Origin of the sequence: Burkholderia arboris (assembly GCF_902499125.1) — a bacterium.
In the GTDB taxonomy this organism is placed as follows: domain Bacteria; phylum Pseudomonadota; class Gammaproteobacteria; order Burkholderiales; family Burkholderiaceae; genus Burkholderia; species Burkholderia arboris.
Window position 1 is genome coordinate 51,595 of sequence record NZ_CABVPX010000020.1, and the last position, 23,555, is coordinate 75,149.

Genomic DNA, 23,555 nt, shown 5'->3' on the forward strand with positions numbered 1-23,555 from the left:
AAACAGCACGGCAAAACGCATGGACGACGAACTGAATTCCCGCCTGAAACCGCTGCGCGATCGCATCGACGCGATCGATGCGCAGCTGATCGCGCTCCTGAACCAGCGCGCCGCGGTGGCGCTGGAGGTGGGCGAGGTCAAGAAGCATTTCAACGCGCCGGTGTTCCGGCCGGAGCGCGAGCTGCAGGTGATCGCGCGGCTGCAGGACATGAGCGCCGGGCCGCTCGCGAGCGAGCACATCAGCGCCATCTGGCGCGAGATCATGGCTGCGAGCCGCGCGCTCGAGCAGACGATCCACGTCGCGTTCCTCGGGCCGGTCGGCACGTACAGCGAACAGGCGATGCTCGAGTATTTCGGCCAGTCGATCGAAGGGCTGCCGTGCCCGTCGATCGACGAGGTGTTCCGCTCGGTCGAGGCCGGTGCGTCCGCATTCGGCATCGCGCCGGTCGAGAATTCGACCGAAGGTGCCGTGTCGCGCACGCTCGACCTGCTGCTGCAGACGCAACTGCTGATCAGCGGCGAGCTCGCATTGCCGATCCACCACAACCTGCTGACGCAAAGCGGCACGCTCGACGGCGTGAAGCGCGTCTGCGCGCATGCGCAGGCGCTTGCGCAATGCCAGCAATGGCTCGCCGCGAATGCGCCGCAGCTCGAGCGGCAGGCCGTGGCGAGCAACGCGGAGGCCGCGCGTCTCGCGGCCGCCGATCCGACCGTCGCGGCGATCGCGGGCGACCGCGCAGCCGCGCATTACGGTTTGCAGATCGCGTTCTCGCTGATCCAGGACGATCCGCACAATCGCACGCGCTTCGTGATCGTCGGCAAGCAGCCGGCGGGCCAGAGCGGTCACGACCAGACGTCGCTGATCGTGTCGGTGAAGAACGAGCCGGGCGCCGTGTTCAAGCTGCTCGAGCCGCTCGCGCGGCACGGCGTGTCGATGACGCGCTTCGAGTCGCGTCCGGCGCGCGTCGGCACGTGGGAGTACTACTTCTACATCGATATCGAAGGGCACCGCGACGATGCGGCGGTGGCGGCCGCGCTCGCGGAACTCGGCCAGAAGGCCGCGTTCCTGAAGATACTCGGTTCGTATCCGAGCGCACGCTGAGGCGCGCTGGCCCGTCGCCGGGTCACGCAGGTGACGGAGAGGCGGGCAGGGCAGGCCGGTCGGCGCTGCCGAAGGCGGGTTCGGGCGGCACCCGGTGCAGGTTGCGCCGGGTGCGGGCTCGTTGCCCGGAATCTGGAATTCCGCATGCGGGGCGTCGTGCCGCACGCATAACTTGGCTCTTGTCGTGTCAGGCTTTGCATTCAACAAACTGGTCATCTTCGGCGTCGGCCTGATCGGCGGATCGCTGGCCCGCGCGTTGCGCGAGCGCGCGCCGGGCGGCGCGGGCGAAATCGTCGGCGTGGGCCGCTCGCGTCGCTCGGTCGAGCGCGCGCTGTCGCTCGGCGTGATCGACCGCGCAGCGGCGCTCGACGACGACGCGCAATTGCGCGACGCGCTCGCCGGCGCCGATCTCGTGCTGCTGGCCGCGCCCGTCGCGCAGACGGGCCCGTTGCTGGCGCGCATCGCGCCGTGGCTCGACGATGCGACGATCGTCACCGACGCGGGCAGCACCAAGTCCGATGTCGTCGCGGCCGCGCGCGACACGCTCGGCGCGCGAATCGCGCAGTTCGTGCCGGGGCATCCGATTGCCGGCCGCGAGTCGAGCGGCGTCGAGGCCGCGTTGCCGGACCTGTACGTCGGTCGCAACGTCGTGCTGTGCCCGCTGCCGGAGAACGCGCCCGAATCGGTCGCGCGCATCGACGCGATGTGGCGCGCAACCGGCGCCGACGTGCGCACGATGAGCACCGGGCAGCACGATCGCGTGTTTGCGTCGATCAGCCACCTGCCCCACGTGCTGTCGTTCGCGCTCGTCGAGCAGATTCTCGGCGAGGCCGACGCGGAACTGAAATTCTCGTACGCGGCGGGCGGTTTCCGCGATTTCACGCGCATCGCGGCGTCGAGCCCCGAGATGTGGCGCGACGTGTGCGTCGCGAACCGCGCGGCGCTGCTCGACGAACTCGACGGCTACACGCGCGTGCTCACGCGGCTGCGTGAGGCGATCGACGCCGGCGACGGCGCGGCGCTCGAAGCGGTGTTCACGCGCTCGCGCGCCGCACGCAAGGCATGGCAGGAGCGCGGCGGTGCGCCCGCTGCCGAACCGGTCAAGAAATAACAGGACGATTCCCATGGACTATCTCGATCTCGGCCCGTACTCCAGCGCATCGGGCACCGTGCGCCTGCCCGGCTCGAAGAGCATTTCGAACCGCGTGCTGCTGCTCGCGGCGCTGGCCGAAGGCGAAACGACGATCACGAACCTGCTCGACTCCGACGATACGCGCGTGATGCTCGACGCACTCGGCAAGCTCGGCGTGAAGCTCGCGCGCGATGGCGACACCTGTGTCGTGACGGGCACGCGCGGCGCATTCACCGCGAAGACGGCCGACCTGTTCCTCGGCAACGCGGGCACGGCCGTGCGGCCGCTGACCGCCGCGCTCGCGGTGAACGGCGGCGACTACCGCGTGCACGGCGTGCCGCGCATGCACGAACGGCCGATCGGCGATCTCGTCGACGGCCTGCGGCAGATCGGCGCGCAGATCGACTACGAGCTGAACGAAGGTTATCCGCCGTTGCGCATCAAGCCCGCGACGATTTCGGTCGATGCGCCGATCCGCGTGCGCGGCGACGTGTCGAGCCAGTTCCTCACGGCACTCCTGATGACGCTGCCGCTCGTGAAGGCGAAGGATGGCCGGACCGTCGTCGAAGTCGACGGCGAGCTGATCTCGAAGCCGTACATCGACATCACGATCCGGCTGATGGAGCGCTTCGGCGTGACCATCGAGCGCGACGGCTGGCAGCGTTTCGTCGTGCCGGCCGGCGTCCGCTACCGCTCGCCGGGGCGGATCATGGTCGAGGGCGACGCGTCGTCCGCGTCGTACTTCCTCGCGGCCGGCGCGCTTGGCGGCGGCCCGCTGCGGGTCGAAGGCGTGGGGCGTGCGAGCATCCAGGGCGACGTCGGTTTCGCGAACGCGCTGATGCAGATGGGCGCGAACGTGACGATGGGCGACGACTGGATCGACGTGCGCGGCATCGGCCACGACCACGGCAAGCTCGAGCCGATCGACATGGACTTCAACCTGATCCCCGATGCGGCGATGACCATCGCGGTCGCGGCGCTGTTTGCGAACGGCACGAGCACGCTGCGCAACATCGCGAGCTGGCGCGTGAAGGAGACCGACCGCATCGCCGCGATGGCGACCGAGCTGCGCAAGGTCGGCGCGATCGTCGAGGAAGGCCCCGACTATCTCGTCGTCACGCCGCCGGAAAAGCTCACGCCGAACGCGGCGATCGATACGTACGACGATCACCGGATGGCGATGTGCTTCTCGCTCGTCAGCCTGGGCGGCGTGCCCGTGCGGATCAACGATCCGAAGTGCGTCGGCAAGACGTTCCCCGACTATTTCGACCGCTTCGCCGCGCTCGCCAAAGCCTGACCCGACTGTTCCGATGAAATCGACCCGACCCTTTCACCCGACTCCCGTCATTACGATCGACGGCCCGACCGCCTCCGGCAAGGGCACCGTCGCGGCGCTCGTCGCTGCGAACCTTGGCTTCCACCTGCTCGACAGCGGCGCGCTGTATCGGCTTGCCGCCCTCGCGAGTGTGCGCTACGGCATCGCGGCGGAGGACATCGACGCGCTGGTGAAACTGATCGACGATCTGCACATCACGTTCCGCGAAGGCTGTGCGCAGCTCGACGGCGTCGACGTGTCGAACGACATCCGCGCCGAAGCGGTCGGCAATCGTGCATCGGCCATTGCCGTGCACGGGCCCGTACGCACCGCGCTCGTCGCGCGCCAGCGCGCGTTCCGCAAGACGCCGGGCCTCGTCGCAGACGGGCGCGACATGGGCACCGTGATCTTCCCGGACGCCGTGCTGAAGGTGTTCCTGACGGCCAGCGCCGAGGCTCGCGCGACCAGACGGCATAAGCAATTGATGCAAAAAGGTTTTTCTGCTAATATAGATGACTTGCTCCGGGATCTTCGTGAACGTGACGCGCGCGACAGCAATCGCGCAGCCGCGCCGCTGAAGCCTGCGGCAGATGCCGAGCTGCTCGATACGTCGGCACTTTCGGTCGATGAAGCCGTCGACCAGGTGCTGCAGTGGTACCGGGCAGTCGGCCAACCCGCCTGAGAAGGCGGGTAGCGGTAGGTGCTCCGTGCCGCAAGCGCGGAGCGTGTTTTGAACCCTTAACCCCGTGTGGTCTTCGATCTGGCCCTTTCAGCCTGCCATTCCGGCCGGCGTGGCACAGCGAGCCATGCACAATCAGATTTTTATGTCCGACCTGCAAACCTCCACCCCGAATACCGAATCCTTTGCGGCTCTGTTCGAAGAGTCGCTGACCCGCCAAGACATGCGCGCCGGCGAAGTGATTTCCGCCGAAGTCGTGCGCGTCGACCACAACTTCGTGGTCGTCAATGCAGGCCTCAAGTCCGAGGCTTACATTCCGATCGAGGAATTCCTGAACGATCAGGGCGAGGTTGAGGTGCAGTCGGGCGATTTCGTGTCCGTCGCGATCGACGCGCTCGAAAACGGCTACGGCGACACGATCCTGTCGCGCGACAAGGCGAAGCGCCTTGCATCGTGGCTGTCGCTGGAAAAGGCACTCGACAACAACGAACTCGTCACCGGCACGATCACCGGCAAGGTGAAGGGCGGCATGACCGTGATGGTCAACGGCATCCGCGCGTTCCTGCCGGGTTCGCTGGTCGACACGCGTCCGGTCAAGGACACGACCCCGTACGAAGGCAAGACGCTCGAGTTCCGCGTGATCAAGCTCGATCGCAAGCGTAACAACGTCGTGCTGTCGCGTCGTGCAGTGATCGAAGCAACCCAGGGCGAAGAGCGCGCGAAGCTGCTCGAGACGCTGAAGGAAGGCGCGATCGTCAACGGCGTGGTCAAGAACATCACCGACTACGGCGCGTTCGTCGACCTCGGCGGCATCGACGGCCTGCTGCACATCACCGACATCGCATGGCGTCGTGTGCGTCACCCGAGCGAAGTCCTGTCGGTTGGCCAGGAAGTCACCGCGAAGATCCTCAAGTTCGACCAAGAGAAGAACCGCGTCTCGCTGGGCATCAAGCAACTGGGCGACGATCCGTGGGAAGGCATCTCGCGCCGTTACCCGTCGGGCACGCGCCTGTTCGGCAAGGTCACGAACATCACCGACTACGGCGCATTCGTCGAAGTGGAGTCGGGCATCGAAGGCCTCGTCCACGTGTCGGAAATGGACTGGACGAACAAGAACGTTGCACCGTCGAAGGTTGTCCAGCTGGGCGACGAAGTCGAAGTCATGGTCCTCGAGATCGACGAAGACCGCCGTCGTATCAGCCTCGGCATGAAGCAGTGCAAGCCGAATCCGTGGGATGACTTCAGCCGCAACTTCAAGAAGGGCGACAAGATCACGGGCGCAATCAAGTCGATCACCGACTTCGGCGTGTTCATCGGTCTGCCGGGCGGCATCGACGGCCTGGTCCACCTGTCGGACCTGTCGTGGAGCGAAACCGGCGAAGAAGCCGTTCGCAAGTACAAGAAGGGCGACGAAGTCGAAGCCATCGTGCTCGGTATCGACGTCGAGAAGGAGCGCATTTCGCTCGGCATCAAGCAGCTCGAAGGCGACCCGTTCAGCAACTACGTTGCAATGAACGACAAGGGTTCGATCGTCGACGGCGTCGTGAAGACGGTCGATGCGAAGGGTGCGGTCGTCACGCTGACGGGCGACGTCGAAGGCTACCTGCGTGCGTCGGAAATCTCGCAGGATCGCGTCGAAGACGCACGCAACGTGCTGAAGGAAGGCGACAAGGTCAACGCGATGGTGATCAACATCGATCGCAAGTCGCGCGGCATCAACCTGTCGATCAAGGCGAAGGATTCGGCTGAACAACAGGAAGCGATCCGCGGCCTGCAGTCGGACTCCAGCGCTGCTGCGACCGGTACGACCAACCTCGGCGCGCTGCTGAAGGCGAAGCTCGACGGCCAGAACCAGTAAGCCTCACGAGGTCTGCTGAAGTATGACCAAATCCGAGTTGGTCGCGCAGCTGGCATCGCGATTTCCGCAACTTGTCCTCAAGGATGCGGATTTCGCGGTGAAAACGATGCTCGATGCGATGTCCGACGCCCTGGCGAAAGGGCATCGCATTGAAATTCGGGGTTTCGGCAGCTTTGGCCTCAACCGTCGCCCGGCGCGCGTCGGACGCAACCCGAAGTCGGGGGAGAAAGTGCAGGTGCCCGAGAAGTTCGTGCCGCACTTCAAGCCTGGCAAGGAATTGCGTGAACGCGTCGACGGCCGCGCGGGTGAACCGCTGAAGGCTGACGATCCGGACGACGAGCGTTGAGCGTCGTTCGGTGTGCCCGGAACCTGTCCGGCGAAGGCTGAAAAGAAGAGCGCCCCTTGGGGCGCTTTTTTCATTTCCGGCGGCAGCCGCGCAACGCCTGGCGCAGGATGTGCGCAGCCGCGGAAACGCTTCCTTTACAATACGGGTCGATTCGGTGCGACGAAGGGGAGTCGCGCGCCGCGGCAAACCTCAACAAAGAGAGGGCTTCATGAAGTTTATCGTCTGGCTGATCCGGGTATTGGTGTTCGTCCTGCTGCTGGTGCTGGCGCTGGCCAATACGCAAACCGCGACGCTGAATTTCGTTGCCGGCTACGCATGGCAAGCGCCGCTGATCCTGATCGGCCTGGCATTCTTCGCCGTCGGGTTGCTGGCCGGCCTGCTGTCCGCGCTGCCTTCGATCTTCCGCCTGCGTCTCGAGAACGGGCGTCTGAAGCGCGATCTGCGCGCGGCGCGTGAAACGCCCGCGATCGTCGACCAGCCGCCGATGCCGCCCGTCATTTAACACGGACGCCGCGCGATCATCGCGCGGTTTTCGTCTCTGCTTCGATATTTCGCATGGATCTGGATTTCTGGTGGTTGCTCGCGATTCCGGTCGCATTCGCGCTCGGTTGGGCGGCGTCACGCTATGACCTGAAGAATCTCCTGTCGGAGAGTGCCAACCTGCCGCGCTCGTATTTTCGCGGCCTGAATTTTCTGTTGAACGAACAACCCGACAAGGCGATCGACGCGTTCATCGAGGTCGCCAAGCTCGATCCCGAGACGGTCGAGCTGCACTTCGCGCTCGGCAACCTGTTTCGCCGCCGCGGCGAGACCGACCGCGCGATCCGCGTGCACCAGAACCTGCTGAGCCGCACGGACCTGCCGGTCAACGAGCGCGACCACGCGCTGTACGAGCTCGGCCAGGACTTCCTCAAGGCCGGCCTGCTCGATCGCGCCGAAGAGGCGTTCCACAAGCTCGCCGGCGGCGACTACGCGCTCGGTGCGCAGCGGGCGCTGCTGACGATCTACGAGATCGAGAAGGACTGGAACAAGTCGATCGATACCGCGAAGCGCATCGAGTCGATGAGCGACAAGCCGCTCGGTACCGAAATTGCGCAGTTTCACTGCGAACTCGCGCAGGACGCGCTGCAGCGCAAGAATGCGGCAGCGGCAGCCGAACAGCTTCGGCTCGCGCTGACCGTGAACCCGCAGAACGTCCGCGCGACGATTCTGTCGGGCGACGCAGCCGAGGCGGCCGGCGATCACGCGGCCGCGATCGAGCACTGGAAGCGTGTCGAGGCGCAGAACCCCGCGTATCTGCCGCTCGTCGCCGACAAGCTGATGAAGGCGTACGTGGCGCTCGGCAAGAACGTCGAGGGCGCCGAACTGCTGATGGGGTATGTCGACCGCTATCCGTCGAACGACCTGCTCGACATCGCGTACCAGCACATTGCCGGATTGCGCGGTCAGGATGCGGCGCACACGCTCGCACGTGCGCAGATGGAGAAGTCGCCGAACCTGTCGGGGATGCTGCACCTGCTCGATGCGCAGATCGCGGCGGCCGACGAACCGCGCCGTAAGGAACTTGAAATGATGCGTGCGCTGATCAAGCAGCGCACGAAAAATCTCCCGCGGTATACGTGCCAGAATTGCGGTTTCCGGGCACGGCTCTTCTACTGGCAGTGCCCTGGATGCAGCGGCTGGGAAACCTATGCGCCGCGCCGCGTCGAACCTGCGATGCCGGGCTGATCCCGGCACGCGGAGCCAACGCGCTGCGGTTGCCGCCGGGCTTGTCCCGGCGGCCAAGTTAGTCAATTACCGGGAAGTACCGGAACATCTATGAAAATCACCATCATCGGCACCGGCTATGTCGGTCTCGTCACGGGCGCCTGCCTCGCGGAGATCGGTCACGACGTCTTCTGTCTCGACGTCGATCCGCGCAAGATCGACATCCTGAACAACGGCGGGATGCCGATTCACGAACCGGGGCTGCTGGACATCATCGCGCGCAACCGCGCGGCAGGGCGCCTGCGCTTCTCGACCGACATCGAGGCGAGCGTCGCGCATGGCGAGATCCAGTTCATCGCAGTCGGCACGCCGCCCGACGAGGACGGCTCGGCCGACCTGCAATACGTGCTCGAGGCCGCGCGCAACATCGGCCGCCACATGACGGGCTTCAAGGTGATCGTCGACAAGTCGACGGTGCCGGTCGGCACCGCGCAGCGCGTGAGCGCCGTGGTCGACGACGCGCTTGCCGCGCGGGGGCTCGGGGGCAGCGTCGCGCATCGATTCTCGGTCGTGTCGAACCCCGAGTTTCTGAAGGAAGGCGCTGCGGTCGAGGACTTCATGCGTCCGGACCGGATCATCATCGGCGTCGACGACGACGAGACCGGCACGATCGCGCGCGAGAAGATGAAGAAGCTCTACGCGCCGTTCAACCGCAACCACGAGCGCACGATCTACATGGACGTGCGTTCGGCCGAATTCGCGAAGTATGCGGCGAACGCGATGCTCGCGACGCGCATCTCGTTCATGAACGAGATGTCGAATCTCGCCGACAAGGTTGGCGCCGACATCGAGGCCGTGCGCCGCGGGATCGGCTCCGATCCGCGCATCGGCTACCACTTCCTGTATGCCGGCGTCGGCTACGGCGGCTCGTGCTTCCCGAAGGACGTGCAGGCGCTGATCCGCACCGCGAGCGAGAACGGCCAGCCGCTGCGCATCCTGGAGGCCGTCGAGGCGGCCAACCATGCGCAGAAGGACGTGCTGATCGGCAAGATCGAGCAGCGTTTCGGCGCGGATCTGACCGGCCGTGAATTCGCGGTCTGGGGCCTGGCGTTCAAGCCGAACACCGACGACATGCGCGAGGCGCCGAGCCGCCGGCTGATCGCCGCACTGCTCGAACGCGGGGCGACCGTGCGCGCCTACGATCCGGTCGCAATCGACGAAGCGCGGCGCGTGTTCGCGCTGGATTTCGGCGACGATGCGGCGGCGCTGGCACGACTGCATCTCGTCGAGACGCAGGACATCGCCGTCACGGGCGCGGACGCGCTCGTGATCGTGACCGAGTGGAAGGAATTCCGGAGCCCCGATTTCACGCGCCTGAAGGCGGAGCTGAAGGCGCCGGTGATCTTCGACGGGCGCAACCTGTACGAGCCGGATGCGATGGCCGAGCTGGGCATCGACTACTACGCGATCGGCCGGCCGTATGTCGATCCCCAGTCGTCCTCCCGTGGCTGAGCGCACGATGAATACTCCTCGCGAAGTCGTTCCGGTGCCGCGTGCGCAGCTCGCGCGCTCGCGCGTGCTCGTCGTCGGCGACGTGATGCTCGACCGCTACTGGTTCGGCAACGTCGATCGCATTTCGCCTGAAGCGCCGGTGCCGGTCGTGCACGTGCAGCGTCAGGAGGAGCGGCTCGGCGGCGCGGCCAACGTCGCGCGCAACGCCGTGACGCTCGGCGGCCAGGCCGGGCTGCTGTGTGTTGTCGGTTGCGACGAACCCGGCGAGCGGATCGTCGAGCTGCTCGGCAGCAGCGGCGTGACGCCGCATCTCGAACGCGATCCGGCGCTGCCGACCACGATCAAGCTGCGCGTGCTCGCGCGCCAGCAGCAGCTGCTGCGCGTCGACTTCGAGGCGATGCCGACGCACGAGGTGCTGCTCGCGGGGCTCGCGCGCTTCGATGCGCTGCTGCCGCAGCACGACGTCGTGCTGATGTCGGATTACGCGAAAGGCGGCCTGACGCACGTCACGACGATGATCGAGAAGGCGCGTGCGGCCGGCAAGTCTGTTCTGGTCGACCCGAAGGGCGACGACTGGGCACGCTATCGCGGTGCTTCGCTGATCACGCCGAACCGCGCGGAACTGCGCGAAGTGGTCGGCCAGTGGAAGTCGGAAGACGATCTGCGCGCGCGCGTCGCGAATCTGCGCGCGGAACTCGGCATCGACGCGCTGCTGCTCACACGCTCGGAAGAGGGCATGACGCTTTTTTCCGCCACCGGTGAACTGCACGCACCAGCCCTCGCGCGCGAGGTGTTCGACGTGTCGGGCGCGGGCGATACCGTGATCGCGACGGTCGCGACGATGCTCGGCGCCGGCGTGCCGCTGGTCGACGCGGTCGTGCTCGCGAATCGCGCGGCAGGCATCGTGGTCGGCAAGCTCGGCACGGCCACGGTGGATTACGACGAACTGTTTCACTGAGCCCATTGGTGCGGCGCGACGAGCGCGCCGCACCAATGGCTCGCACTTTTCAGGCAGGACGATCATGACTCTCATCGTCACCGGCGCAGCCGGTTTTATCGGCGCGAACATCGTCAAGGCGCTCAACGAGCGCGGCGAGACGCGCATCATCGCGGTCGACAACCTGACGCGCGCGGACAAGTTCCGGAATCTCGTCGATTGCGAGATCGACGACTATCTCGACAAGACGGAATTCGTCGAGCGCTTCGCGCGCGGCGATTTCGGCAAGGTGCGCGCGGTGTTCCACGAAGGCGCCTGTTCGGACACGATGGAAACCGACGGCCGCTACATGATGGACAACAACTTCCGCTACAGCCGCGCGGTGCTCGATGCCTGCCTCGCGCAGGGCACGCAGTTCCTGTACGCATCGTCGGCTGCGATCTACGGCGGCTCGACGCGTTTCGTCGAGGAGCGCGAGGTCGAGGCGCCGCTGAACGTGTACGGCTATTCGAAGTTCCTGTTCGACCAGGTGATCCGCCGCGTGCTGCCGAGCGCAAAGAGCCAGATCGCCGGCTTCCGCTATTTCAACGTGTACGGCCCGCGCGAGACGCAAAAGGGGCGCATGGCGTCGGTCGCGTTCCACAACTTCAACCAGTTCCGCGCGGAAGGCAAGGTCAAGCTGTTCGGCGAGTACAACGGCTATGCGCCGGGCGAGCAGACGCGTGACTTCGTGTCGGTCGAGGACGTGACGAAAGTGAACCTGTTCTTCTTCGATCATCCGGAGAAGTCGGGCATTTTCAACCTCGGCACGGGCCGTGCACAGCCGTTCAACGATATCGCATCGACGGTCGTGAACACGCTGCGCGCGCTCGACAACCAGCCGGCGCTGACGCTCGCGCAGCAGGTCGAGCAGGGGCTGATCGAATACGTGCCGTTCCCCGATGCGTTGCGCGGCAAGTACCAGTGCTTCACGCAGGCCGACCAGACGAAACTGCGCGCGGCCGGCTACGACGCACCGTTCCTGACCGTGCAGGAAGGTGTCGATCGCTACGTTCGTTGGCTATCCGGCCAGGTTTAAACGCAAGGGCTGCATCGATAGACTGGGTCTCACGGTCGGCAGCCGCCGGCCGGTTTCTTCGGAGATCCAGCACATGATCAGGAAATGGTTTGCCGCAGCGGTCATGCTCGGCGCAGTCGCGTCAGCCTGGGCTGCCGTCGACGTCAACACCGCGAACGAGGATGCGCTCATCGGCATCAAGGGCATCGGCCCGGCGCGTGCGAAGGCGATCGTCGACGAGCGCGGCGCACGCGGTCCGTTCAGGAATGCGGAAGATCTCACCGCGCGCGTGAAGGGAATGGGCGGGCATACCGTCGAGCGGCTCCAGCAGGAAGGGCTGACGATCGGTACGGCCGGCGCAGGCGCGACCCAGCAGGCCGCAGGCAAGCCGGCGGCCGCGAAGCCTGCCGCCGCACCGGCCCGCACCGCACAGAAGTAACGCGTCGCGCGCGACCGACAAAAGGCTCCTTCAGTCGCCGTCGTTACGACGGCTTCCCGCGGCATGCCGCGGGTTTTTTGCGTGATGCGGCGTGCGCGGCAAGCGCGAATCGCGCGGCACGCGTATTCCATCGCGGTGAAGGGGTTGCCGGCGCGAGCGGCGGTGCTGGTTTACAATCGATTGATTGATCGGCCTCGTACTCACGGTATACCCATGGCTTACAAAACTATCGAAGACACGATCGGCAACACGCCGCTCGTGCAACTGGTCCGCTTGCCGGACGACGAGATTCGCGCGCGCAACAACGTGGTGCTCGCAAAGCTCGAAGGCAACAATCCGGCCGGTTCCGTGAAGGATCGTCCGGCGCTGTCGATGATCAGCAAGGCCGAGGCGCGCGGGCGCATCAAGCCGGGCGATACGCTGATCGAGGCGACGAGCGGCAACACGGGCATTGCGCTCGCAATGGCAGCGGCGATCCGCGGCTACAAGATGGTGCTGATCATGCCGGAGGACCTGTCGGTCGAGCGGCGTCAGAGCATGGCGGCTTACGGCGCTGAAATCATCCTGACGCCGGTGAAGGGCGGGATGGAGCTGGCACGCGACCTCGCGGAGCAGATGCAGCGCGAAGGCAAGGGCGTGATCCTCGACCAGTTCGGCAACCCCGACAATCCCGTTGCGCACTACGAAGCGACGGGGCCGGAGATCTGGCGCGATACGGAAGGGCGCATCACGCACTTCGTGTCGGCAATGGGCACGACGGGCACGATCATGGGCACGTCGCGCTACCTGAAGGAACAGAATCCGGCGATCGAGATCATCGGTGCGCAGCCGGAAGACGGCTCGCGCATTCCGGGCATCCGCAAGTGGCCGGAAGCGTATATGCCGACCATCTTCGATCGCAGCCGCATCGACCGCGTCGAGAATGTGAGCCAGGCTGCGTCGGAAACGATGACGCGCCGGCTGGCGGCCGTCGAAGGCATCTTCGCGGGCATTTCGTCGGGCGGCGCATGCGAAGTCGCGATGCGCATCGCACGCCAGGTCGAGAATGCGACGATCGTGTTCATCGTCTGCGATCGCGGCGACCGCTACCTGTCCACGGGCGTGTTTCCTGCCTGAACATCGGCTGGCGCGTCGCGCGCCGGCAATAAAAAAGCGCCGCTTGTGCGGCGCTTTTTCTTTGGGCGGCCAGTGCTTACTGCGACTGTGCCTGGGTAGCAGCGGGTTGCAGCGCGCCGGTCGCCTCCATCTGCGCCTTCACGGCTTCGCCGAGCTGGTACACGGTGAGCGCGTAGAAGAAGCTGCGGTTGTAGCGCGTCAGCACATAGAAATTCTTCAGGCCGAGCATGTACTCGGTCGCACGCCCCGGCGACGGCAAATCGACCACGGTCACCGGCGTGCCGGCTTCGGTCGTGATGTTGACCGTCGGCTCGTTCAGCGTCATGCCGGCGCGCAGCAGTTGCGATAGCGCCCAGTGCGGTTCGGGCTGGCCGTCGGCGGCGGCCTGTGCGATGCCCAGGCTGCCCGTGTCGGGCGTGATCTGCCAGACCACCGGGCGGTCGGTTTCCCAGCCGTGCTGCTTCAGGTAGTTCGCGACGCTGCCGATCGCATCGACAGGACTGCTGCGCAGATCGACATGGCCCGTGCCGTCGAAGTCGACCGCATACTCGCGGATGCTGCTCGGCAGGAACTGCGGGATCCCGATCGCGCCCGTATACGAGCCGAGCACGGTGGTCGGGTCGAGTTGGTTGTCGCGGGTCCAGACCAGGAAGTCCTCGAGGTTCTTGCGGAACGTGGCCTGGCGGCTGTCGCGATTCGGCGTGTCCGGGTAGTCGAAAGTGAGCGTCGTCAGCGCGTCGAGCACGCGGAAATTGCCCATGTAGCGGCCATAGATCGTCTCGACGCCGATGATGCCGACGATCACCTCGGGCGGCACGCCGAACTGCTCGGACGCGCGCTGCAGCGTTGCCTGGTTCGCCTTCCAGAACTTCACGCCCGCGTTGATGCGGATCGGCTCGATGAAACGCGAGCGGTAGACGCGCCAGTTCTTGACCGTCGGCGATGCGGCGGGCCTCACGAGCTTGACGGCCGTCGCCGAGTAGCTGATGCGCGAGAACAGCGCATGCAGGCTCGCCGAGTCGAAGCCGTTGCGGCTCACCATCTCGTCGATGAACGTGTCGACCTTCGCATTGTTCGCGTAACGCTGCGGAACGATTTCCTCTTCGAAGGTCTGGCCTTGCGGCACCGGCTGTTGCGGCTGGGCCTGTGCGACGAGCGTGCCGGCGGGCTTCGCGGGCTGCGTCTGCGCGCCGGCAGGCGCGATGCCGAGGGTCGCCGCGACGGCAGCGACGGCGAGCGGCGCGCGAACACGGAACAGCGCGGAGAGAAGGGCGGCAGGCTTGCTGGAATTCATGTCGAAGCGGGCGGACAGGGCGATTGGGTTCGGCGCAGTATACCCGACGCATCCGGCGTGCCGGGACGAAGCTGGCCCCCGTTGTGGTAAGTTAGCGGCGAATTCGCGGCAGACGATGGACATCATTGATGGAGACCTGCGGCGCACCGTGCGCCGCGGATGACAGCTTATGGCAACCGCTTTCTATACGCACCCCGACTGCATGCTGCACGAGATGGGGGAATGGCATCCGGAATGTCCGGCCCGCCTGTCGGCGATCCAGGATCAACTGATTGCGAGCCGCATCGACGATCTGATCGTGCACGAAACCGCGCCGTTCGCGAGCGAGGTCGCGCTGGGCCGCGTGCATACGCAGGCGCACATCGACTACATCCGGAGCATGACGCCGGTCGACGGCTACGTCGAGATCGATCCCGATACGCTGATGAATCGCGATACGTGGCGCGCGGCGCTGCGCGCGGCCGGCGCCGCGATCGCGGCGACCGACGCGGTGATCGAGGGCCGCTACGCGAATGCGTTCTGCGGCGTGCGTCCGCCCGGTCACCATGCGGAACCTGCGCGCGCAATGGGCTTCTGCTTCTTCAACAACGTCGCGATCGCCGCGCGGCATGCGCTCGACGTACACGGTCTCGAGCGCGTCGCGATCATCGATTTCGACGTGCACCACGGCAACGGCACCGAGGCCGCGTTCGCGAACGACGAGCGCGTGCTGATGTGCAGCTTCTTCCAGCATCCGCTGTATCCGTTCTCGGGCGTCGATCACCAGGCGCCGAACATGGTCAACCTGCCGATGCCCGCGCGCAGCAACGGGATGGCGATCCGCGAAGCCGTCGACATGTTCTGGCTGCCGCGCCTCGACGCGTTCAAGCCGCAGATGCTGTTCGTGTCGGCCGGCTTCGACGCGCATCGCGAGGACGACATCGGCAACCTCGGCCTCGTCGAGGCCGACTTCGAATGGCTGACCGCGCAGATCGTCGACGTGGCACGCCGGCATGCGCAGGGCCGCATCGTGAGCTGCCTCGAAGGCGGCTACAACCTGTCCGCGCTCGGGCGCAGCGTCGTCGCGCACCTGCGCGTGCTGGCCGGTATCTGATTCCTGACGAGCGGCCGGGCCGCGCGCACTCAGCGCGCCGGCACGCGCGCGTGGATCCATGCGATCAGCGCGTCGATCACGCGGTCGCGGTCGAGATCGTTCATCGTTTCGTGGAAACCGCCTTCGTACAGCGTCAGCGTACGATCGGGCGAGCCGACGCGCGCGCCGAACGCGCGGCTGCCGTCGGGTTCGGTCAGCTTGTCCTCGGTGCCGTGATAGACGAGCACCGGCACGCGGAGCGCGCCGCGGCCGCTTTCGATGCGCGTCATCGCGTCGAGGATCTCCGCACCGGTGCGTGCGGGCACCGCGCCGTGATGCACGAGCGGATCGGCCCGATTGGCCGCGACGATGGCCGGATCGCGCGACAGCAGCGCCGCATCGATCTTGATGGCGGGGAAGGTCGGCCAGGCCCGGCTGATGATGCGGCTGACCGCGAGCATCCAGCGCGGCACGTCGCGCCCGGGCGCGAGCGCCGGGCTCGACAGTACGAGGCCCGTCAGCGCATGGCCGCGAGCCGGCGCGCGTTCGATCGCGTAGAGCGCCGCGACTGCGCCGCCCATGCTGTGCCCCATCAGGAACAGCGGCGTATTGCCGCGTGCGGCTTCGGCGACCAGCGCGTCCGCATCGTTCAGGTAGCCGTCGAAACGCTCGGCCCACACGCGCTTGCCGGGCGACTGGCCGTGCCCGCGCAGGTCGATCGCAAGCACGTCGATGCCGGCGGCATTGAGCCGCCCGGCGAGCGCGGCATAGCGGCCCGCATGCTCGGCGAGGCCGTGCACGAGCGCGATCGTCGCACGCGGCGCCGCCGTGCCGCCACCGGCCGGCCAGCGGTACGACGCCAGTTCGAGCCCGTCCGCGGTACGCAGCCGGCCCATTTGCGGCGCGGGCGGCGCGGTAGGCGCCGATCCTGCAGTGGCGGGTGCGGCGGCCGGCGTGGTGGTGGCGGTCATCTGGCGTGTCCCCTGTTCGTTGGTCGGTGTTCCGGATCATAGTCGCGGCCCTCTCGCGACGGGCCAGCGGCACTCCTCTAATTTCGTGTGGTTATGAAAAGATCGAAATCGATTATTAAGGGGAATGAGGGGTTTGCGGTAAAATCGACGGTTATTCCAGATGCATCGGCGGCTGACTGGCGGGCCAACTCGCCAGCCGGTCGCCGTTTTGTTTACATGATCGAATTACGCAATCTTTCGCAGCGTTTCCCCGGGCCGAGCGGCTGGGTCGACGCGTTGCGCAACGTCAACCTGACGATCCCGCAGGGCGAGGTGTTCGGCATCATCGGCCGAAGCGGCGCCGGCAAGAGCACGCTCGTACGCACCATCAACCTGCTCACGCGGCCGACCGAGGGCAATGTCGTCGTCGGCGGGCGCGATTTGATGCTGCTGCCGGCAGGCGCGCTGCGCGAAGCGCGGCGCGAGATCGGCATGATCTTCCAGCACTTCAACCTGCTGTCGTCGCGCACGGTATTCGACAACGTCGCGCTGCCGCTGGAACTGGCCGGTGCAAGCCGCGCCGAGATCGAGGCCGCGGTGCTGCCGCTGCTCGATCTCGTCGGGCTGTCCGCGCAGAAGGATCGTTATCCGTCGCAGATCAGCGGCGGGCAGAAGCAGCGTGTCGGCATTGCCCGCGCGCTGGCGAGCCAGCCGAAGGTGCTGCTGTCGGACGAAGCGACGTCCGCGCTCGATCCCGAAACCACGCGTTCGATCCTCGATTTGCTGAAGCGCATCAACCGCGAGCTTGGCCTGACGATCGTGCTGATCACGCACCAGATGGAAGTGATCAAGCAGGTGTGCGATCGCGTTGCAGTGCTCGATGCGGGGCGCGTGGTCGAGGAGGGCCGCGTGATCGACGTGTTCCTGCAGCCGCATCACGAAGTGACGCGCGCGCTGATCGGCGACGTGATCGCGCAGGAACTGCCGCCCGCGCTGAAGGCGCGCGTGGCCGAGCGGCTGAAGACGGGCCGCGGGCATCTGCTGCGGCTCGCATTCACGGGCTCGGGCGTCGACCAGCCGATCCTGTCGGAGACGATCCGCCGGTACGAACTCGATTTCAACATCCTGCATGGCCAGATCGACGAGATCCAGGGGCAGGCATTCGGTTCGCTCGCGGTGCTCGCGGGCGGCGAGCCGGGCAAGGTCGGGCAGGCGCTCGCGTTTCTGCGCGAGCAAGGTGTGGTGGTAGAGGAGCTTTCGTATGTTGAGTGAGATGTTCGATATGTTCGTGCAGTCGTTCTGGGAGACGCTGATCATGGTCGGCATCTCCGGAGTGGTCGGCGCGCTCGTCGGCCTGCCGCTCGGCGTGCTGCTCTACCTGACCGATCGTCAGGGCGTGCTGCAGAACCTTGCGGTAAATCGCGTGCTCGGCGGCATCGTGAACGCCGTCCGCTCGACGCCGTTCATCATCCTGCTGGTCGCGGTGATTCCGTTCACGCGTCTCGTCACCGGCTCGTCGATCGGCACGGCCGCGGCGGTCGTGCCGCTGACGCTCGCGGCCGCGCCGTTCGTTGCGCGTCTCGTCGAAACGGCGCTGCGTGAAGTCGATCGCGGGCTGATCGAGGCCGCGCAATCGATGGGCGCGACCACGTCGCAGATCGTCTTCAAGGTGCTGTTGCCCGAATCGCTGCCGGGCGTCGTCGCGGGCCTGACGATCACGTTCGTGTCGCTGGTCGGCTACTCGGCGATGGCCGGCGCGATCGGCGGCGGCGGGCTCGGCGATCTCGGGATCCGCTACGGTTACCAGCGCTATCTGCCGGAAGTGATGTGGACGGTCGTCGCGATCCTGATCGTGTTCGTGCAGATCGTGCAGTCGTTCGGCGACTGGCTGGTCCGCCGGCTGAGCCACAAATAAGACCAGATTGATCCGATAGGGGAGACACGATGCAACGACGCTTCATGCTGAAGTTCGCGGCGGCACTGGGTGCGGCCGCGCTGTTCGCGGGCGCCAACGCGCAGGCCGAAACCATCAAGGTAGGCGTGACGGGCGGCCCGCACGCGCAGATCATGGAAGCGGTGAAGAAGGTCGCGGCGAAGAGCGGCCTGGATATCCGCATCGTCGAATTCTCCGATTACGTGCAGCCGAACGCCGCGCTCGCATCGGGCGACCTCGATGCGAACAGCTACCAGCACGATCCGTATCTGCAGGCGCAGGTGAAGGATCGCGGCTACAAGCTGATCAAGATCGCGGATACCGTCACGTTCCCGATGGGCATCTATTCGAAACGCGTGAAGTCGCTGGCCGAGCTGAAGCCAGGTGCGCGCATTGCGGTGCCGAACGATCCGACCAACGGCGGCCGCGCGCTGCTGTTGCTGCAAAAGCAGGGGCTGCTGAAGCTGCGTGCGGATGCGGGATTGAAGGCGACGCCGCTCGATATCGTCGACAATCCCCGCAAGCTGAAGATCGTCGAACTCGATGCGGCGCAGATTCCGCGCTCGCTCGGCGACGTCGACGCGGCCGCGATCAATACCAACTACGCGATGGAAGCGGGGCTGAAACCGAAACAGGACGCGATCGCGATCGAGGGCCCGAACGGCCCGTACGCGAACATCCTCGCGATTCGCGAGGCGGACCGCAACAAGCCGTGGGTCGCAAAACTGGTCGCGGCCTATCATTCGGCCGACGTGAAGCAGTTCATCGAAGGCAAGTTCGGCGGCGCGGTCATTGCCGCCTGGTAATGGGCAGAGCACGGGCGCCCGGCGGGTTTAGAGTTGATGATCGAAAACCCGGGCTTTGCGTCCGGGTTTTTTCTCTTTTAAAATAGAACGACCGTTCGCTATCATTGGCGCGTCGCCAAGAAGCGGTATCCTCGACAACCACGATGGTTGGGTCCGCTTGGCCGCGCAGTCATGAGGCCTCGCTATAAAATGGCCTCTGGTCGTATTCGTAACTTTGGAGCGTGTGCATGAAAATCCTGGTGCCAGTGAAAAGAGTGGTCGATTACAACGTGAAGGTCCGCGTGAAGTCGGACAACACGGGCGTCGACATCGCGAACGTGAAGATGTCGATGAACCCGTTCGACGAAATCGCGGTTGAAGAAGCGGTGCGCCTGAAGGAAGCGGGCGTGGCGACCGAAGTGATCGCCGTATCGGTCGGCGTCACGCAAGCGCAGGAAACGCTGCGTACGGCGCTGGCGATCGGCGCGGATCGCGCGATCCTCGTCGAGTCGACCGACAGCGTCGAGCCGCTGGCCGTCGCGAAGATCCTGAAGGCGCTGGTCGACAAGGAACAGCCGCAACTGGTGATCCTCGGCAAGCAGGCGATCGACGACGATTCGAACCAGACGGGCCAGATGCTGGCCGCGCTGGCCGGCCTGCCGCAAGCGACGTTCGCGTCGAAGGTGACGGTGGCCGACGGTAAGGCAACGGTCGCACGCGAAGTCGACGGCGGCGCTGAAACGCTGTCGCTGACGCTGCCGGCGGTGATCACGACCGATCTGCGCCTGAACGAGCCGCGTTACGTGACGCTGCCGAACATCATGAAGGCGAAGAAGAAGCCGCTGGAAACCGTGAAGCCGGAAGACCTGGGCGTGAACGTCGCGCCGCGTCTGAAGACGCTGAAGGTGGTCGAGCCGCCGAAGCGCGCAGCCGGCGTGAAGGTGCCGGACGTGAAGACGCTGGTCGAGAAGCTGAAGACCGAAGCCAAGGTGCTGTAAGAGGGAGCGCAAGAAAATGACGATTCTGGTGATTGCAGAACACGACAACGCGTCGGTCAAGGCCGCGACGTTGAACACGGTGGCGGCGGCAGCGAAGATCGGTGGCGATATTCACGTGCTGGTCGCGGGCCACAACGCGCAAGCAGCGGCAGACGCGGCAGCGAAGATCGCAGGTGTGTCGAAGGTGCTGCTGGCCGATGCGCCGCAGCTCGAAGCGGGTCTGGCGGAAAACGTCGAAGCGACCGCGCTGAACATTGCGAAGGACTACTCGCACATCCTCGCGCCGGCGACCGCCTACGGCAAGAACATTGCACCGCGTATCGCCGCGAAGCTGGACGTCGCGCAGATCTCGGACATCACGGCTGTTGACAGTGCCGACACGTTCGAGCGCCCGATCTACGCCGGCAACGCGATCGCGACGGTGCAGTCGAGCGACCCGATCAAGGTCATCACGGTGCGCGCGACGGGTTTCGATCCGGTGGCGGCCGAAGGCGGCAGCGCGGCGGTCGAGAAGATCGAAGCAGCGGCCGATGCAGGCAAGTCGCAGTTCGTGAGCCGTGAAGTGACGAAGCTGGACCGTCCGGAACTGACGAGCGCGAAGATCATCGTGTCGGGCGGCCGCGGTCTGGGCAGCGGCGAGAACTACACGAAGGTGCTGGAGCCGCTGGCCGACAAGCTGTCGGCAGCACTGGGCGCATCGCGTGCCGCAGTCGACGCCGGCTACGTGCCGAACGACTACCAGGTCGGCCAGACCGGCAAGATCGTCGCGCCGCAGCTGTACATCGCGGTCGGCATCTCGGGTGCGATCCAGCATCTGGCCGGCATGAAGGATTCGAAGGTGATCGTCGCGATCAACAAGGATCCGGAAGCGCCGATCTTCAGCGTGGCCGACTACGGCCTCGTCGGCGATCTGTTCGCGCTGGTGCCGGAGCTCGTGAGCGAGCTCGGCTGACGCGGCATCACGCTTCAGCGTTAGGTACACGGGAAAAGGGGCGCGACGAGCGCCCTTTTTTTGCGCCCTCGACGGAAGAGAGAAGAGGGAGGCGCACCAGGGGTGATGTCGCACCGGTCACGAGCATGCTGTTCGTGTTGAAGGAACTCGCGGGCATCGACGCCGTTGCGCCGTCGCCGGGTTTCGAGGATGCCGGCTACGACACGGCGCAGGCCGTGCTCGGCGAGTCCGCGTAGGTCTGCGGCGAGGTGCCGGCTCGCTCGGGACGTCGATCGTCAATGCGAAGGGCAACGCGAGCGGGCTCGCGTTGACGGACGCCCCGTTCTGACCGCGCGCAACGCTCTCGACGCAATGAAAAAGGCGCCCCGAGGGGCGCCTTTCTTTTTGTCGCCGACCGGCCCGCGTGGCGGCAGGCCGTCGCGGCTCAGGCGTAGGCGGGGCGCGTCTGGCCGGCCACGTCCTTCAGGTAGCGATGCACCGACAGGTCGTCGGCCTGGATCGCAGGCATCTTGCCCGAGATCAGGTCGGCGAGCAGCTGGCCCGAGCCGCACGACATCGTCCAGCCGAGCGTGCCGTGGCCGGTGTTCAGGAACAGGTTCGACACCGGCGTGCGGCCGACGATCGGCGTGCCGTCCGGCGTCATCGGGCGCAGGCCCGTCCAGAACGTGGCCTTCGACGTGTCGCCACCGCCCGGGAACAGGTCGTTCACGCACATTTCGAGCGTTTCGCGGCGTGCGGCGCGCAGCTTCTTGTCGAAGCCGACGATTTCCGCCATGCCACCGACGCGGATGCGCTGGTCGAAACGCGTGATCGCGATCTTGTAGGTCTCGTCGAGCACGGTCGACACGGGCGCCGCCGCTTCGTTGACGATCGGCGCGGTGATCGAATAGCCCTTCAGCGGATAGACGGGGATCTTCATCAGGTTCGAGATGAAGTTCGTCGAGTACGAGCCGAGCGCGACGACGTACGCGTCCGCGCGCACCGTCTCGCTGCCGCACTGCACGCCGGCGATCCTGCCGCCCGCGATCGCGAGCGCATCGATCGGCGTGTTGTAGCGGAACTTGACGCCGAGCGATTCGGCGAGCGCTGCGAGGCGCGTCGTGAACAGCTGGCAATCGCCCGTTTCGTCGCCCGGCAGGCGCAGGCCGCCCGTCAGCTTGTGCGAGACGGCCGCGAGTGCCGGTTCGGCGTGCTTCAGTTCGGCCGGCGACAGCAGTTCGAACGGCACGTTCGCTTCCTGCAGCACGGCGATGTCCTTCGCCGCGCCGTCGAGTTGCTGCTGCGTGCGGAACAGTTGCAGCGTGCCGCCCGTGCGGCCTTCGTACTCGATGCCGGTATCGGCGCGCAGCGCCTGCAGGCAGTCGCGGCTGTATTCGGCGAGGCGGACCATGCGGCCCTTGTTGACCGCATAGCGCTCGGCCGTGCAGTTGCGCAGCATCTGGTACATCCACTGGAGCTGGAAACGCGTGCCGTCGAGGCGGATCGCGAGCGGCGCATGCTTTTCGAACATCCACTTGACGGCCTTCAGCGGCACGCCAGGCGCGGCCCACGGCGCGGCATAGCCGGGCGAGATCTGGCCTGCGTTCGCGAAGCTCGTCTCGAGCGCCGGGCCGGCTTCCCGGTCGATCACGGTGACTTCATGACCGGCGCGCGCGAGGTAATACGCGCTTGCCACGCCCACCACACCACTGCCCAGAATGACGACTCGCATAGCTGCTCCAGATGGAAGGGACCAGGTCGAGGCCGGGCGCATGTGCGGCTCCGTGTAACCTCTAGCTGATCTAGTTTTTTGCGCTATGGTATTGTCGAATGTGCAGGTTTTGTTATCGTATTTTTCAGGTTTTCAGCATAAAAAAATGAGAACGCAACGTCAGCCAGTACGCTCGCTCGACAAGCTCGACCGGCGCATCCTGAAACTGCTCCAGGACGACGGCCGGATGGCGATGAAAGACCTCGCGGAACAGGTCGGACTGACCGTCACGCCGTGCATCGAGCGTGTGCGGCGCATGGAGCGCGACGGCGTGATCACCGGCTATCACGCGCGGGTCGACCCGGGCCAGCTGGGCGCCGCGCTGCTGGTGTTCGTCGAGATCACGCTCGGCCACAAGGGCGGCAACATGTTCGAGCAATTCCGCCGGGAAGTGATGAAGATCGACGAGGTGCTCGAGTGCCATCTCGTGTCCGGCGACTTCGACTACCTGATCAAGGCGCGGATCGGCGAGATGGCCGACTACCGGAAGCTGCTCGGCGACATCCTGTTGCAGCTGCCCGGTGCGGTGCAGTCGAAGAGCTATGTCGTGATGGAAGAAATCAAGGAGACGCTGACGATTGCCGTCGGCGAGTGACGTGCCGGCGGCCTGTTGTCGGGCCC

23 protein-coding genes and 1 pseudogene are annotated in these 23,555 nt (G+C 65.8%); 21 read left to right on the top strand and 3 right to left on the bottom strand.

What is annotated here, in order from left to right:
- The first annotated feature begins 19 nt into the window (after positions 1-19).
- From pheA to cysM, 13 genes are all read left to right on the top strand, one after another.
- Positions 20-1,102 (top strand): prephenate dehydratase, encoded by a 1,083-nt coding sequence (gene pheA / locus BLA15945_RS23250; protein WP_059235495.1) that lies wholly within the window; start codon positions 20-22, stop codon positions 1,100-1,102.
- A 184-nt stretch (positions 1,103-1,286) separates the two neighbouring features.
- On the top strand, positions 1,287-2,213 hold the full coding sequence (locus tag BLA15945_RS23255) for a prephenate dehydrogenase (RefSeq protein WP_174993466.1): 927 nt from the start codon (positions 1,287-1,289) through the stop codon (positions 2,211-2,213).
- Positions 2,214-2,226: 13 nt separating this feature from the next.
- Positions 2,227-3,531, top strand: a complete 1,305-nt coding sequence (gene aroA / locus BLA15945_RS23260) for a 3-phosphoshikimate 1-carboxyvinyltransferase (RefSeq protein ID WP_059235492.1) — start codon at positions 2,227-2,229, stop codon at positions 3,529-3,531.
- Positions 3,532-3,544: 13 nt separating this feature from the next.
- Positions 3,545-4,231, top strand: a complete 687-nt coding sequence (gene cmk, locus BLA15945_RS23265; protein WP_174993467.1) for a (d)CMP kinase — start codon at positions 3,545-3,547, stop codon at positions 4,229-4,231.
- Between the two features lie 142 nt (positions 4,232-4,373).
- Positions 4,374-6,086, top strand: coding sequence for a 30S ribosomal protein S1 (rpsA, locus tag BLA15945_RS23270; RefSeq protein WP_059236854.1), 1,713 nt, complete (start codon positions 4,374-4,376; stop codon positions 6,084-6,086).
- Positions 6,087-6,108: 22 nt separating this feature from the next.
- On the top strand, positions 6,109-6,432 hold the full coding sequence (locus BLA15945_RS23275; RefSeq protein WP_006486894.1) for an integration host factor subunit beta: 324 nt from the start codon (positions 6,109-6,111) through the stop codon (positions 6,430-6,432).
- 208 nt (positions 6,433-6,640) lie between these two features.
- On the top strand, positions 6,641-6,934 hold the full coding sequence (locus tag BLA15945_RS23280) for a lipopolysaccharide assembly protein LapA domain-containing protein (RefSeq protein WP_059235488.1): 294 nt from the start codon (positions 6,641-6,643) through the stop codon (positions 6,932-6,934).
- 53 nt (positions 6,935-6,987) lie between these two features.
- Positions 6,988-8,160: a lipopolysaccharide assembly protein LapB gene (gene lapB, locus BLA15945_RS23285; RefSeq protein ID WP_059235486.1), complete on the top strand. Its 1,173-nt coding sequence runs from the start codon at positions 6,988-6,990 to the stop codon at positions 8,158-8,160.
- A 90-nt stretch (positions 8,161-8,250) separates the two neighbouring features.
- Positions 8,251-9,651: a UDP-glucose dehydrogenase family protein gene (locus BLA15945_RS23290; RefSeq protein WP_174993468.1), complete on the top strand. Its 1,401-nt coding sequence runs from the start codon at positions 8,251-8,253 to the stop codon at positions 9,649-9,651.
- 7 nt (positions 9,652-9,658) lie between these two features.
- Positions 9,659-10,609 (top strand): D-glycero-beta-D-manno-heptose-7-phosphate kinase, encoded by a 951-nt coding sequence (gene rfaE1 / locus BLA15945_RS23295; protein WP_155627164.1) that lies wholly within the window; start codon positions 9,659-9,661, stop codon positions 10,607-10,609.
- 64 nt (positions 10,610-10,673) lie between these two features.
- Complete coding sequence (gene rfaD, locus BLA15945_RS23300; protein ID WP_174993469.1) at positions 10,674-11,666, top strand: ADP-glyceromanno-heptose 6-epimerase; 993 nt, start codon at positions 10,674-10,676, stop codon at positions 11,664-11,666.
- 73 nt (positions 11,667-11,739) lie between these two features.
- Entirely contained in the window at positions 11,740-12,084 is a 345-nt protein-coding gene (locus BLA15945_RS23305; protein ID WP_059235478.1) for a ComEA family DNA-binding protein, read from the top strand.
- A 213-nt stretch (positions 12,085-12,297) separates the two neighbouring features.
- On the top strand, positions 12,298-13,200 hold the full coding sequence (gene cysM, locus BLA15945_RS23310) for a cysteine synthase CysM (RefSeq protein ID WP_059235476.1): 903 nt from the start codon (positions 12,298-12,300) through the stop codon (positions 13,198-13,200).
- 76 nt (positions 13,201-13,276) lie between these two features.
- On the opposite strand, the gene mltB is transcribed toward cysM, so the two are convergent.
- Entirely contained in the window at positions 13,277-14,620 is a 1,344-nt protein-coding gene (gene mltB, locus BLA15945_RS23315) for a lytic murein transglycosylase B (RefSeq protein WP_174993470.1), read from the bottom strand.
- Positions 14,621-14,663: 43 nt separating this feature from the next.
- Here mltB and BLA15945_RS23320 point away from each other — a divergent pair, with 43 nt between their 5' ends.
- Entirely contained in the window at positions 14,664-15,587 is a 924-nt protein-coding gene (locus tag BLA15945_RS23320) for a histone deacetylase family protein (RefSeq protein ID WP_011351344.1), read from the top strand.
- A gap of 29 nt (positions 15,588-15,616) precedes the next feature.
- Here the strand turns inward: BLA15945_RS23320 and BLA15945_RS23325 are convergent, their stop codons facing one another.
- The gene (locus tag BLA15945_RS23325; RefSeq protein WP_174993471.1) at positions 15,617-16,537 is read right to left on the bottom strand and encodes an alpha/beta hydrolase; all 921 of its coding nucleotides are present in this window, start codon (positions 16,535-16,537) and stop codon (positions 15,617-15,619) included.
- A 216-nt stretch (positions 16,538-16,753) separates the two neighbouring features.
- Between BLA15945_RS23325 and BLA15945_RS23330 the strand changes: the two genes are divergently transcribed.
- The 6 genes and pseudogenes from BLA15945_RS23330 to BLA15945_RS23355 form a co-directional block, all read left to right on the top strand.
- Positions 16,754-17,788, top strand: a complete 1,035-nt coding sequence (locus BLA15945_RS23330; protein WP_059235467.1) for a methionine ABC transporter ATP-binding protein — start codon at positions 16,754-16,756, stop codon at positions 17,786-17,788.
- A complete protein-coding gene (locus BLA15945_RS23335; RefSeq protein ID WP_059235465.1) occupies positions 17,778-18,431 on the top strand; it encodes a methionine ABC transporter permease in 654 nt (217 codons plus the stop codon). Before BLA15945_RS23330 ends, BLA15945_RS23335 begins: the two co-directional genes overlap by 11 nt.
- Before the next feature lie 29 nt (positions 18,432-18,460).
- A complete protein-coding gene (locus BLA15945_RS23340; protein WP_059235463.1) occupies positions 18,461-19,255 on the top strand; it encodes a MetQ/NlpA family ABC transporter substrate-binding protein in 795 nt (264 codons plus the stop codon).
- 227 nt (positions 19,256-19,482) lie between these two features.
- Positions 19,483-20,232 carry an electron transfer flavoprotein subunit beta/FixA family protein gene (locus tag BLA15945_RS23345; RefSeq protein WP_174993472.1) on the top strand — a complete coding sequence of 250 codons (750 nt, stop codon included), beginning with the start codon at positions 19,483-19,485 and terminating at the stop codon, positions 20,230-20,232.
- Positions 20,233-20,248: 16 nt separating this feature from the next.
- The gene (locus tag BLA15945_RS23350; protein ID WP_059235460.1) at positions 20,249-21,184 is read left to right on the top strand and encodes an electron transfer flavoprotein subunit alpha/FixB family protein; all 936 of its coding nucleotides are present in this window, start codon (positions 20,249-20,251) and stop codon (positions 21,182-21,184) included.
- Between the two features lie 125 nt (positions 21,185-21,309).
- Positions 21,310-21,417: pseudogene (locus BLA15945_RS23355) on the top strand (acyl-CoA dehydrogenase N-terminal domain-containing protein); the annotation flags it as partial.
- Positions 21,418-21,608: 191 nt separating this feature from the next.
- Here BLA15945_RS23355 and BLA15945_RS23360 read toward each other — a convergent pair.
- Positions 21,609-22,895 carry a D-amino acid dehydrogenase gene (locus BLA15945_RS23360; protein ID WP_059235458.1) on the bottom strand — a complete coding sequence of 429 codons (1,287 nt, stop codon included), beginning with the start codon at positions 22,893-22,895 and terminating at the stop codon, positions 21,609-21,611.
- Between the two features lie 145 nt (positions 22,896-23,040).
- Between BLA15945_RS23360 and BLA15945_RS23365 the strand changes: the two genes are divergently transcribed.
- On the top strand, positions 23,041-23,529 hold the full coding sequence (locus tag BLA15945_RS23365; RefSeq protein WP_012492860.1) for an Lrp/AsnC ligand binding domain-containing protein: 489 nt from the start codon (positions 23,041-23,043) through the stop codon (positions 23,527-23,529).
- The last annotated feature ends 26 nt before the right edge of the window (positions 23,530-23,555 follow it).